The organism is Mesorhizobium sp. M7A.F.Ca.US.005.03.2.1 (assembly GCF_003997795.1).
Classification (GTDB): Bacteria; Pseudomonadota; Alphaproteobacteria; order Rhizobiales; family Rhizobiaceae; genus Mesorhizobium; species Mesorhizobium ciceri.
On the sequence record NZ_RZRP01000087.1, the window covers coordinates 1 to 12,407 of the forward strand.

General features: G+C 59.7%; 7 protein-coding genes and 5 pseudogenes. 8 read left to right on the top strand and 4 right to left on the bottom strand.

The features are described from left to right. The first annotated feature begins 897 nt into the window (after positions 1-897). The gene (locus EN991_RS07545; RefSeq protein WP_127368490.1) at positions 898-2,829 is read left to right on the top strand and encodes a potassium transporter Kup; all 1,932 of its coding nucleotides are present in this window, start codon (positions 898-900) and stop codon (positions 2,827-2,829) included. Positions 2,830-3,136: 307 nt separating this feature from the next. Further along, positions 3,137-3,597: pseudogene (locus EN991_RS07550) on the top strand (OB-fold nucleic acid binding domain-containing protein); the annotation flags it as partial. Between the two features lie 512 nt (positions 3,598-4,109). On the opposite strand, the pseudogene EN991_RS39800 reads toward EN991_RS07550, so the two are convergent. Then, a pseudogene (locus EN991_RS39800) lies at positions 4,110-4,606 on the bottom strand (aldehyde dehydrogenase family protein); the annotation flags it as partial. A gap of 611 nt (positions 4,607-5,217) precedes the next feature. Here EN991_RS39800 and EN991_RS07565 point away from each other — a divergent pair. Both EN991_RS07565 and EN991_RS07570 read left to right on the top strand, forming a co-directional pair. Further along, positions 5,218-5,556 (top strand): helix-turn-helix transcriptional regulator, encoded by a 339-nt coding sequence (locus EN991_RS07565; RefSeq protein ID WP_063169282.1) that lies wholly within the window; start codon positions 5,218-5,220, stop codon positions 5,554-5,556. Beyond that, positions 5,546-6,862: a HipA domain-containing protein gene (locus EN991_RS07570; protein ID WP_063169281.1), complete on the top strand. Its 1,317-nt coding sequence runs from the start codon at positions 5,546-5,548 to the stop codon at positions 6,860-6,862. The genes EN991_RS07565 and EN991_RS07570 overlap by 11 nt, the downstream gene beginning before the upstream one ends. A 569-nt stretch (positions 6,863-7,431) precedes the next feature. Here the strand turns inward: EN991_RS07570 and EN991_RS07575 are convergent. Continuing rightward, positions 7,432-7,791 (bottom strand): hypothetical protein, encoded by a 360-nt coding sequence (locus tag EN991_RS07575; RefSeq protein ID WP_126066776.1) that lies wholly within the window; start codon positions 7,789-7,791, stop codon positions 7,432-7,434. Positions 7,792-8,307: 516 nt separating this feature from the next. Between EN991_RS07575 and EN991_RS40780 the strand changes: the two are divergent. The 3 genes and pseudogenes from EN991_RS40780 to EN991_RS07590 all read left to right on the top strand — a co-directional run. Next, positions 8,308-8,841, top strand: a pseudogene (locus EN991_RS40780) (IS21 family transposase); the annotation flags it as partial. A gap of 10 nt (positions 8,842-8,851) precedes the next feature. Further along, positions 8,852-9,165 (top strand): annotated as a pseudogene (locus tag EN991_RS07585) (ATP-binding protein); the annotation flags it as partial. Between the two features lie 192 nt (positions 9,166-9,357). Continuing rightward, positions 9,358-9,987 carry a hypothetical protein gene (locus EN991_RS07590; RefSeq protein WP_127368491.1) on the top strand — a complete coding sequence of 210 codons (630 nt, stop codon included), beginning with the start codon at positions 9,358-9,360 and terminating at the stop codon, positions 9,985-9,987. Here the strand turns inward: EN991_RS07590 and EN991_RS41645 are convergent. Next, positions 9,953-10,081, bottom strand: a complete 129-nt coding sequence (locus EN991_RS41645) for a hypothetical protein (RefSeq protein ID WP_135907184.1) — start codon at positions 10,079-10,081, stop codon at positions 9,953-9,955. The two genes, EN991_RS07590 and EN991_RS41645, sit on opposite strands and share 35 nt — an antisense overlap. A gap of 880 nt (positions 10,082-10,961) precedes the next feature. Further along, entirely contained in the window at positions 10,962-11,417 is a 456-nt protein-coding gene (locus EN991_RS07600) for a transposase (protein WP_256748481.1), read from the bottom strand. Positions 11,418-12,141: 724 nt separating this feature from the next. Here EN991_RS07600 and EN991_RS07605 point away from each other — a divergent pair. Further along, positions 12,142-12,407: pseudogene (locus EN991_RS07605) on the top strand (DUF2285 domain-containing protein); the annotation flags it as partial.

Below are 12,407 nucleotides of genomic sequence, written 5' to 3' on the forward strand. Positions count from 1 at the left end.
TGTTCGAAAAGCGTGATCATTGATGAGTTCTTCCAGTCGGTGCGGCATCGCAGTGCTTTTGCGCATAGGACCGCAATTGTCGTGCCAACTGGGAAAATCGTTTCGGAACAACGTGATCGCTCTGGCAGCGTTGTGTCAGATGTCCGACATCGTCGAGAATCCGACAACGAGTGCTCCTCCTAATCACCGGATCAACCTCCGGCGCCAGTCGGTGACACCGCATTCCTCTGTCTTTCCAGGAGACGGCGTGGACATCAATGCCGTTCCTCACCGAACCCGCCTCCTAGCCCTTCGCCCATACGTCACGGCCGCCCCCCGGTTTGGCTTCAACCTGAAGGATTACGGCGTCCTCTTCGCAGAGAAGATCGGGTTGTTCGTGGCGCGCGCAGCGGAGCCCAAGGAGCTTTTCTGGGTTGCGGATACTGGCATGTCGATATTACGACCGTGTGTCCTTCGACAAGCTTGGTGGCTTCTTCAACCAGAATCTCGCCGCGGAGATCGAATCGTTATCTGCGCCGCAAAGTGCGGCCGGTGAGCGGCGTGGCCCTGCGTTCCAGTTGGCCACGGTCCTCGCTGGGACGAGCAAGTAAATGGCTTGCGCAGCAACGGTGCGATCACACCTGGAGCACGGCGTCATCAGGAAAGCGCCATCCTTGTGCGCCCACGACACCCTGGTCGCCATCGGCCGCATCGCGGGGGGGCACTGTGGGCGATAACCATTCATTGATCTGGGCGATTGAGGGTTCTGCCGGGGCGCTATTGCTGCTCGGTAGGGCTGCGGGCTGGCGAGTCTACCAAGGCGAGCAACGACAGGCGAGACGGCAGACATTACGTGACGGAACTTGATATTGCAGTGCAGCAAGCGTAGAGCACCGCGCGCTTATCGGAGTGTCGTCCATGGCCCTTACCAATGCTGGTAACGAGGCAGAACCTGTCGAACAATCGAGCCATTCTGAGGTCGAGCAGCACAGCACCAAGGCGCTGATGTTGGGCGCACTAGGTGTCGTTTATGGCGATATAGGCACCAGCCCGATCTATGCATTTCGCGAGGCGTTGCATGCATCAGCGGGTGGCAACGTCGCCAGCCGTGGCGACATCCTCGGCGTACTCTCGCTGATCATCTGGTCCCTGACGATCACCGTGACGATCAAATACATCATGTTCGTGCTCCGCGCCGACAATCGAGGCGAGGGCGGAGTGCTGTCGCTTATGGCGCTGGCGCGCAACAGTTTCCCGACCTGCTCTGCGGTGATCCTCGGCATCGGCATCGGCATCGGCATCGTCGGCGCGGCGCTTTTTTTTGGCGACGCCGTCATTACGCCGGCAATCTCGGTACTGTCGGCGGTCGAAGGTATGAATGTCGTCACGCCGACGTTCCAGCCCTATGTGGTGCCGCTGACACTGGCCATCCTGGCGATCGTGTTTGCGGTACAGCGGTTTGGCACCGGCGGCGTAGGATTGGTGTTCGGACCCGTTACCGCGCTGTGGTTCCTGGCCATCGGCCTTTCCGGGCTCAACCACATCATGGACGACCCGGAAATCCTGCTGGCAATCAGCCCGCATTACATCGTGTCGTTCCTGGTCAACTCGCCTGACGTCGCCTTCGTTACGGTTGGTGCAGTCTTCCTCGCCGTCACCGGAGCCGAGGCGCTCTACGCCGACCTCGGCCATTTCGGCCGCAAGCCGATCGTGCTCGCCTGGCTGGCGATCGTGTTCCCTTGTCTGTTGCTCAATTATGTCGGGCAAGGCGCCTTCGTGCTGGCAAATGGCGGCGTTGTCGGTCATCCGTTCTTCGAGATGAACCAGGGCTGGACGCTTATTCCGATGGTCGTGCTTGCCACGGCGGCGACCGTGATCGCCTGCCAGGCGGTGATCTCCGGCGCCTTTTCGCTGACCAGGCAAGCGGTACAGCTCAACATGCTGCCGCGTTTCGTCATCCAGCACACGTCGGAAAAACAGTCGGGCCAGATCTATCTGCCGCGCATCAACCTGATGCTGGCGCTGGTGGTGATGCTGCTGGTGGTCGGCTTCGGCGAATCCAGCCGGCTGGCCTCGGCCTACGGTATTTCGGTGACCGGCAATATGCTGGTGACGAACATACTGCTTTTTGTTGTGATGACGCGCATCTGGAAATGGCCGCTCGGCGTCGCGATAGCCTTAATGGCGGTGTTCGTCTTCATCGATACCGGCTTCTTTGCAGCTAACATCGTCAAGGTATTCGAAGGCGGCTGGGCCTCGCTTGCCATTGCCGCAGTGATCGTGATGACCATGTGGACTTGGATAAGAGGCAGCAGGTATCTATTTGACAAGACGCGCAGGAACCAGATTCCGCTCGATTTCCTTGCGGGCAATCTGTTGAAGAAGAAACCGCAGCTGGTGTCCGGTACGGCCGTGTTCCTGACCAGCGATCCCGCCAGTGCGCCGACCGCGTTGATGCACAGCCTGAAGCACTACAAGGCGCTGCACGAACAGAACGTCATCCTCTCTGTGGTGACGGCGCAGCAGCCCGTGGTGCCCGACAGCGAGCGGATCAAGATGGAAACGATCAATGAGCTGTTCATGCGGGTGACACTGACCTTCGGCTACATGGAACAGCCTAACATCCCGCGTGCGCTGGCGATCTGCCGCAAGCAGGGTTGGAAGTTCGACATCATGACGACGTCCTTCTTCCTGTCGCGTCGCTCGCTCAAGGCGTCACCCAACTCCGGCATGCCGGTGTGGCAGGACAAGCTGTTCATCGGCTTGGCGCGCACGGCCGCCGACGCGACGGAGTATTTCCAGATCCCGACCGGACGTGTGGTCGCGATCGGAACGCAAGTGGCCGTTTAGGTATGCCCGGTTAAGCAGAATCAATTGGCATTTCGCGAGCCGGTGAATGCCTGACCGGGCGGAGGCCACGATGCTTGCGCCAAACTGGGGTCCGGTTCCAGGCCTGAAGCTTCCGGCCCCGAAAGCCGTCCTTTACGCCTGCGATCATTTCCGTTCCGCATTGTCTTGCCGACCCACCAGTCGAGATGCGCTGAAACGACCTCGCCGGGCAGCAACTTATCATTTGAACCTAATCGATGTGCCGCAAGTCCGACCTTCATTCTTCAGTTCACAGGCTAGCGTTGCCAAAATCGGCGTGCCGCCTAACCGGCGCCGCACCGTGACCTGTCAGGATGCTATGCAGGCGCGAGGCAGAAGCTGGCTCGAGGCCGCCGGCCTGGTGCTGGTCCGGCAGCGGCCGGGCTCGGCCAAAGGCTTCATGTTCCTCTGGAGGATGAGACGGGTGCGGCAAACGTCGTCGTCTGGGTCAAGATCTCTCGAGAAATTCCGGCGCGTGCTTCTTGCTTCGGCCATGCTCGGCGTCCGCGGACGCATCCGACGGAAGAGGAGGTGGTGCACCTCGTCGCCCACGAGCTGACCGATCTGTCGGCCGGGCTGGCCAGCGTGGGAAACCGCAAGACGCCGTTTCCGTTGCCGCACGGCCGAGGGACGAGGCTCATCACGGCGGATCGGGCATCGATCCGCGCGGCATGCCGAAGGGGCGCGACATCGTCGATGCAGTATGACCATATCGACCCTATCAAGTTCAAGACGCGTAACTTCCGGTAGCGCTTCCGGAGGCCACTTCAGCAGCATGTTGTGCACACTTTTGTCGGACCCTGTTAACTGCCGATTGGCAGCAGGTCACCCCGTGCCGGATCCCAAATGTCGTCGCTCTCAAGCGCAACGACTGCCCGCACCCTTTTTAAGTCAGCGAGCACCTCCACCGCCGGACGCCGCCCCGTTTCCTGAGCCGCGGCGTAACGGGTGTATTTGTGACTGTCCGGCTCAAACCACTTCAACGATTCCAAAGTAGCCATGGCATCGCCCTTGCGGCTGCGCGTGATGCGAATGATCGTGATCCCATCCTAAGCGCTCGCGTCGAATGGAGACACGCTGCCAACGCTTCATCTGCTCTACCCCATCTTTGTTCCAAGGCGGTCGGATCATCTCAATGAGCCCTGCCTCGGGGTGGCCAAAGCATGCATATTTATCGTTCGGCCCCGCATCGAATTATCATCTGCGATGTGGGACTCGATCTTGGGTTGGCGACGGCTTCGCTCCGGGAGTAGACGTCGGACCACTGATAAGTGCCGGACCTTCTCCACAATTTCTCGGCGGACTCATCGTGAACGCTCGATTGGACGTAAATGCGGTTCGCGGAAACGCAGGTCTGGCCGGCATTGCGGAACTTCGCCTGGACCGCACCGTCAACAGCACCGTCAATGTCGGCATCATCGAAGATGATGAAAGGTGCATTGCCGCCGGTTTCAAGGCTGACCTTCTTGATCTGGTCAGAGCACTGACGCATCAGCAGCCGTCCGACCTCGTTCGAACCGGTAAAGCTGATCTTTGGAATTGGTGCAGAGTTCACGGCCCACGCGATCACCTTCGGACGCATAGATCAGGTTGACCACGCCATCGGGAAAGCCGGCCTGATGGCGAGAGCAAACATTGCACCTAGCCACGCCACGATAAGATCGAGCGCGGCTTCGTTGCGTGCGGGTCTGTGGTCAGTGGAGGGCGGAGGAAAAGCGCTCGGCGTGCTCGCCCTCGCGATACCACTGGTTCGCGCCGGCAAGCGCCAGTTTCTGAGGCAAATCGCCGAACAGCTGGTAGAGCCTTACTCTCAGGGCTTGGCATCTATGTCGCCTACGACCGCCACATGCAGCCCGTCGCGTGCGAAAGCGGCTTTGTGGAAGGCGCTTAGATCGGAGGGCGTTACGCTAGTCAGCCTCCCTTGGGCGGTCTCGAATACGGATGCGTGCGTAGATTCCGCGCCGCCAGGCCAGCTCGGCGATCGCATGAGGTTCGCGCTCATTGGCAATGATTTCGGAGAGAAGCTGGGCGCGTATGCGGTCGAAAAGTGCTGGTGTAGCCGGATGCGGGTCCCGCCGCCGAGAATGTCGGCCAGCAGTCGAGCGCCGCGGCCCCGCACCAGGGACCGCCCATGAATGACTCATGCGAGGCGTCTCAAGGCTGTCCGCGATCCAGCGCCAGATCTCCGCCTCGCCCGAGACGCGCAGAGCTGGCCGGTTGTGCAGGAGCCGTCGGCAATATCCGCCTTCCTCGTTCGGATGGGTAACGCTTGCGATACGGAGTCTTGACTTTGGCAGTCGCTCTGTGACATTACCTATATAAAGTTCGAAAGAAGGCGATATGGATCATGCATAGGTCACAGAGACCCGAATGAAGGCAACGTATAAACGCACCTATTCGCGCTACGCGATGGAAGCGCTTGGCCTTTTCGGTAAGACCATCCGGCTTGGCCGGATGCAGCACCGGTTAACCGCACAGGAGTTAGCCGAGAGAATCGGTGTTTCACGCAGCACCCTGCAGCGCATCGAGAAGGGCGATCCCAAAGTCGAAATCGGACTGATGTTCGAAGCTGCTGCCATTGTCGGTGTGAAGCTGTTCGATGCCGACGGCAATGGCATCACAGCCCTCACAGGCCGCATGGACGATCGCATCGCGCTGCTGCCGAAGCACGTCTACAAGGCCGGCAAGCAGATCGTCGATGAGTTCTAAGGTCCCCAAGTACGACGAAGCCTATGTCTGGGTCTGGCTGCCGGGCGAGACCGCGCCGGTTGTCGCCGGGCGGCTATATGCCCATGACGGACTCGTCAGCTTCAACTATGGCAGGAGCTTTCGTGAACTGGGAAGCGCGATCCCGCTTTATCTCCCGGAACTGCCCCTGAAGGCAGGCGAATTGCCTTTGCTTCCTGGCCTAACCATGCCGGGATGCATCCGCGATGCTGCCCCTGATGCCTGGGGACGACGGGTTATCCTAAACCGCAAATTCGGTGTGAAGGGCGATGAAATCGCGCGGCTCGATATTTCAGAACTGACGTTCTTGCTGGAATCAGGCTCGGACCGCATCGGCGCGCTCGATTTTCAGTTTTCGCCAATGCATTACGAGCCGCGCGCACTGGCCAATGCCACTCTCGAAGAGCTTGTCCAATCGGCGGAGCGGGTAGAGAAAGGTATTCCGCTCACCCCCGAATTAGATCAGGCGCTGCATCACGGCAGCTCGATCGGCGGCGCAAGGCCAAAGGCGCTGATCGAGGGTGACGCCGTCAAGCATGTCGCGAAATTTTCCTCGTCTGCCGACCTTTACAGCGTCGTCAAAGGAGAATTCATAGCCATGCGGCTTGCCGCCTTGTGCGGCATCAGAGCGGCATCCGTCTCGCTCGTTCGCGCCGCAGGCAACGACGTGTTGCTCGTCGAGCGATTCGACCGGATCAAGGTCACGGGCGGCTGGCAACGCAAATCCATGGTCTCAGCGCTGACGATGCTCGCGCTCGATGAGATGATGGCGCGTTACGCCAGCTACCAGGATTTGGCGGAGATCATTCGCCACCGATTCACCGCGCCGTCGGAAACTCTGCGCGAGTTGTTCAGCCGCATTGTCTTCAACATACTTTGCGGCAACACCGACGATCATGCCCGCAACCATGCGGCATTCTGGGACGGCGCTAAGCTCACCCTCACGCCTGCGTACGATATTTGTCCGCAGGCCCGCAGTGGCCAGGAGGCCAGCCAGGCCATGCTCATCAGCGGCAATAACCGCATGAGCCGGATAGCGTCCTGCCTTGAAGCGGCGCATCACTTCCTGCTCAGCGCGCCGGAAGCTCTTGCGATTGTTGAAGGCCAGCTCCGATGCATTGCGGAGAATTGGCCGCGTGTCAGCGAGGAAGCTACGCTATCCGGCACAGATCGCAATCTGTTCTGGGGCCGACAGTTCCTCAATCCCTACGCTTTTACGGCGCTGGAAGGAAGCGCCGACGTTCTCCGCGCTCTGGCTGACGAACTACGCAACAGTGTTCACGCCTGATCCGGCGCTGGATTTCGGACAAGCTCGGCAAGCGCAAGACGCCCACAATATCGACAACCCTTGCCGTGCCAGGACGAAGATTGAACAAACGGCTCTTCAACAGTGACAACGTGCACTGCGGAGAGATGTGGAGCTGACACCGCAAAAGCCCAAGACGCGCGACTTCCCGCGATACAACTCCACATAACTGAGCGTCTACAAGCGGTGCAGCCAGCCAAACATCCAGCCATCAAAGCGATGATCGTCTGATCTTTTGCCGATGACATCACGTCGGGGAAGCCTTGTTCGAGCGCTTGCCGCTTCATATCGATACCGGCCTGGGCGTAGCGCATCGTTAGTTCAGCCCGAGTGGCCTGGCCATCGACTGATGGTGGCGATGTCAACACCCGCCTTGACGAGGTGGATGGCCGTCGTGTCCCGCAAAGGGCGATGATGGATGCTTTTTTCCGCCATGGTGGTTCCTTCGCCCGCAGCCATGTGTGCGCAGCAAGTATGGAACACCGAACCGGGTGAGCAGTGTGGGGCGGTCGTTGCTTTGCTCGGCGGGACAGGGCGATACCAGACGAAGGTCACAATCGAAGATTCAGGATCCCTGAACTCGTGCATCCGTATTGAACATCAGCGAAAACAGAGCGTAATCCCGCTGTCCAGAAGGCGTGCGGCGGACGATACGCGCCAGGACGCTCTTGATTTCCGGGCTCATCGAGATATTCGACAGGTGCCACCCACGCGCCCTCTTGAAGGGAAGTGTCACCACCAGTTGCAGCGTATCCTAATATTCGGGGTGCTCCGAAATCAGGAACCGCGCAAAGGCATGCATCGCCGCCAGCCTTGCATTGCGGGTCGCAACTGCCACGCTCGACCTCAAGTGATGTGAGAAAGCTGCCCATCCTGTCGGTATTGATGTCGGAGACCGCTTCTTCTTTCAAGAATATCTTCCCGCTCTCCCGCGGCATGAGCCCGTGGCATGCTTCGGCCCAATGCTGTGGATTGATGTTTCTTCATGCCACAACCTCGCTGACGAGACCGCCGAAAGCCCCTTCAAAGCGGTCGGTGGCGATCTCTCGCAGCTTTGGAAGGTAGTGCATTGATTTTTCGTGGAATGGGGACCCTGTTTAAAGGGTGATTTTCGTCCAAACGGGACCCCTTAACGATGGGGTCATCAAGATGCCTCCGGCTTGATCGGAGGCATTTGTGTTTTGGATGTTGGTTTTAGAGACGATTGCAAAGATACGTCGGCTGTCGCTGGTCCAGGGGAAGTCGATCAAAGCGATCTGCCGTGAGCTGAAGATCTCGCGCAAGGTGGTGCGCAAGGTCCTGCGTTCTGAGGAGACGCAGTTCCGCTACGAGCGCAAGCACCAGCCCTATCCCCGCATGGGAGCTCGGCGTGAGACGCGGGACCGGCTGCTGTCGGCGAATGCGGCCAAGCCGCAGCGGGAGCGGCTGCCGGTCGCTTCGACGGCTTCCATTGCATTCCCCCGTCGGTGTCGAAGACCTGCACGGTGCGCTTCGACAACAACAAATACTCGGTGCTGTCGAGTGCCGTCGGTCGGCCCATCGAGATCCATGCTTATGTCGATCGGATCGCATCCGCCAGAGGATGGCGTGGTCGTGGGAGAACACGTTCGCTCCTTTGGCCGCAACGAGGTCGCCTACGATCCCTGGCACACGGCGCGCGCCGTTCCTTGGCTGGGTCGTGCGGTCGGCAATGGAGAAGGTGCGGCGCAGCTCAAGGCGGTTGATGACGTCGACCGGCAGATGGTGTTGATCCTCACCTGGGTGCTGACCGACGGATTGAGCGCGGTCGAGGCCGCCTGTCAGGAAGCCATCGAGCACGGTGCATCGTCGGCGCCGGTGATCCTCAACATCCTGGCCCGCAGCCGCGATCCGGCGCCGGGCACGATCCTTTCCATTCCCCAAGCGCTGAAGCTAGCTCACGAGCGGTCGCCGACTGCACCCGCTATGACAGTCTCAGGAGGACAAACAGCCATGGAACGCACCGAGGTACTGGAACTGATGGGAGCGCTGAAGCTCTACGGAATGCGCAGAGCCTATGACGAGATCATGGGCGCGTCGCCATCAAGCGACGGCACGAGCCGCCCAGGATTGTCGGTGATCTCTTGCAGGCCGAGATATCGGAGAAGCAGGCCCGCTCCATCAAATACCAGTTCGCTGTCGCCAAGTTGCCGCTGGCCAAGGACATCGACGACTTCGACTTCGCCGACACGCCGGTCACCCCCTGATGCGCGATCTCGCCCGGCCGCGCCTTCGTCGCCGATCAGCGCAACATCGTCCTGGTCGGCCGCCTTCACGGGTCACCCAACTCGCGCGGAAGGTCGACCGCATTGCGACGGGCGCGTGTCGACTTCCCAACAATGTCAGACAGGAGACGCAACGCTATCGGAGCGATCGCATTGCCCGAAACGATTTTCCCAGTTGGCACGACAATTGCGGTCCTATGCGCAAAAGCAAACTAGACCTGAGAGCCGCACCGCATGAATGTAGCCTCCCAATATCTGCCGCTTGTGGCGCATCACGAAGCCGGGCACGCGGTGGCCGCCATCGTTTTGCACCGTCAGACGTTCGACGACGACCGTGAACTCCCTGCTTTCTCAAGTGTTAGTATTTACCCCGACGTCGGTGACGGAGAGTGCGGTGGTGTTGTCGAAGGCGCGGGTTTTTATTCAGCGCAAGGATTCACCTCGAAGCGAAAGCCGATTTTCGAGGACGATATGGATCGATGTTTGGAACGCGATGATGCGATCCGGGAGATAGTTGCGTGTCTGGCAGGTCCTTTTGCAGAATCCGCATTCGAAGGCTATCTGGACCCGCGCGATATGGCGATGAATGCGTCCGATGGGAATGAGGGGAGCAGCGACTACGCGGATGCCAAGCGAATCTATGGTGAGTTGCGGTTCCTGATGCCGCGCCGCCCCCGTTGGAGGCGGATCGAAGATCGCACGGCCCGGCTAGTACTCGATCACTGGTCAGCCATCGAAGCATTGGCCGCGCATTTGCTGGTCAAGCATGCTCTCCAATTCGATGAGGCTCTGACGATTGTTGCGCCGCATCTTCCGCCCATGCCAGCAGCTACGCCGCCAGAGCGTCATCCGCAGCCTGCTTGATCAGCCATTCGATGTGATTTGACCACATCTGCAACACCTCGCGCTTCTCCTTGACGTTGCTATAGAGATTGTAGATTTCGCCAATGTCTGTCAAGGACGCCGCCTTGTGATTCAGTATGTGCTCGATGACGTGTGGCAATACCTGCCGCCTGCCGAGATTTGTCGCGAGCGTCCTGCGCAGATCGTGAAGGGTCCAGTTCTCCAAAGCCACCCCGTCAGTATTGACCTTGCCGTCTAGAGCCTTCTTGCCCTTCGCGTAGCCTGAGAAGTGGCTTCTTTCGTTGCCCCTCGCAGGGAAAAAAACGTGTCATTGGTCTTCGGTACCGTCTGGGGGACCGACACCGCCAGTGTGGACAGCGGAATAAGCGTAGGCTCTTCGTTCTTCGTGCGGTCACCCGATAGTTCCATGTTCCGGCTTCAAGGTTGAGGACCAACGCATCGCGGCAACTTCCGTACGCCTCTGTCCGGTCAGAATGAGCAGCTTGACGATGGAGCCGAACGAATAGCCGATATCGCCCGGTTCGGGCTCACAGCCCGTTCATATAGCCGCCAGTTCGGCATCGTTCACCACTCGCTTGCGCTTGACGATCGGGGCCGGATCCGGATTTTCCAATCCCTCGCGGGGAAACCGCGGATGAGCCGTTGCGGCGGTTTGCGACACCAGTTGAAAAATGCCCGCATACACCAGAAGGCCGTGTTAGCCGCTTGCGGGTGACCCCCGGCGACGATCTTCTTGGTGATGTTAGCAATGTCGGTGTCGATCACATGGTGGATAGAGCGACTCCCGAGGGCAGGCACAAGATACCGGTTCAGGCTGGCCTCGACCAGTGCGGTGTTTTGAGGGTCGTTACTCGGCGGCCTGGAGGTGACCGCCATCGCCGTCCTCGGTATCGTCAGCGCTGATATGCGCCTGATCGGCAAGGAAGGCTGGCAGTTCCGATGGAGCTATGCTGGAATTTGGGTGACGAGGCTGATCAAGCGGCGCTCTGCGGCTTCGTTTCGATGACCTGGATTCCGTCCAGGAACCTGGCACCTGCGATGAGTTTCGGCAACTGATTTTGTCCTTTCAATCGTCGCCACTTCCTGGCCGCGGCCAACAGCTTGAAGACCATCAGCTGGGCGGTTTTCGAGGATAGCGAGCCCTTGGTACGCACCGTGCGATAGCGAACGGTTGCAAAGACGCTTTCGATGGGATTGGACGTTCGCAGATGATCCCAGTGTTGGGCGGGGAAATCGTAGAGCGCCAGCGACGCAATATGATCTTTCGTCAGGCAGTCGACCGCCTTGGCATACGCCTCGGCCTCCATCTCGATCGCATGCGCAAGCAATTTGCGCGCGCCGCTGCGAAGTACATCCGTCAGGGTATCATCGATTTCGTCGGGCTGACGAAGGCGAACAATGTGTTGATAGTCTCGTTCATGGCGTATCACTCTCCTTGAGAGGTACTGGCAGGCTTCATCACCCGCCTCGATACGCCGCTCTCCTCAAGCCGCCATCATCCAGTTTCCGCCATGGCTCCCCCTGATTGATCCGCTTCACCTGTGCAACTGCACAGGCTGCCCTAGCGGGGAGATTGGCCTCCAATGGCGAAAGCTTGCCGCAGGAGACCCTCCGATGACCGTGCCTATGGCGCCGCCGCTACGACAACTTGCCGACAAGCAGCGTGCGATCCACTGCCGCGCTACTGCGCCTTCAAGGGACGTCTGGATCGCGACGCAGGAGCCGATGACCGTTACGGGATCAATTCCAGGTCGCGCTGGCCGTCGCTGTGCCAGTTCGACGGTCTGGTGGCAATTTGGGCACATCTTCTGTCGCCGACAGTGGCGATGGCTGACGCTTCAACGAAACGGGGTCTTCGACGTCTGCTGCCTTCGCCGATGCTTTGCGAAGTGGCATAATGTTTCGACGCACGCAGGCGCGGGCAGGGGATGTCAGTCATGAATCTCCTGACTGGCGCGGATCAGGCCGATTGGCGGGATGAAAGATCATACGACTACACCGCTGGCCTGACGCTGCGGGAGTGGGCTTGGGAGTTCTTACGCCGCAATCCAGCGTTCCAGCGCGATCTGACCGCTGCGCGCCAGCATTGCAAGACTTGGTCTCTCCAATCCTTTCTCGATATGGTCGCGTCGGCCGGCGACCTGTCACGCTGGGGTGTTCTGTTTCGCGGAGTCTTGTGGCCGCGCTTCGGTCGTATTCTGGTGTCCGCTCTGGTGCGTCCATGTGCTGCCGGTCATTGCGGAACGGTTGCCTGCCTCGTCGCCGACACCGCCGTTCGAACTCTCGGCATTGCCCTGTCGTGCAATCGTCCTGCTGGCGCCCGACAAGAGCCAGCATGTTCTTCTTCGCAATGCGGACCACGCGCTGCAGCTCGCCGTCTCGGGCGCGAATATCCTCCACCCTGTTTGCCTGCATACGCA

Coding starts and splice junctions, on each gene's coding strand:
- EN991_RS07545 (WP_127368490.1), top strand. CDS start 898: ATGGCCCTTACCAATGCTGGTAACGAGGCAGAACCTGTCGAACAATCG.
- EN991_RS07565 (WP_063169282.1), top strand. CDS start 5,218: ATGAAGGCAACGTATAAACGCACCTATTCGCGCTACGCGATGGAAGCG.
- EN991_RS07570 (WP_063169281.1), top strand. CDS start 5,546: ATGAGTTCTAAGGTCCCCAAGTACGACGAAGCCTATGTCTGGGTCTGG.
- EN991_RS07590 (WP_127368491.1), top strand. CDS start 9,358: ATGAATGTAGCCTCCCAATATCTGCCGCTTGTGGCGCATCACGAAGCC.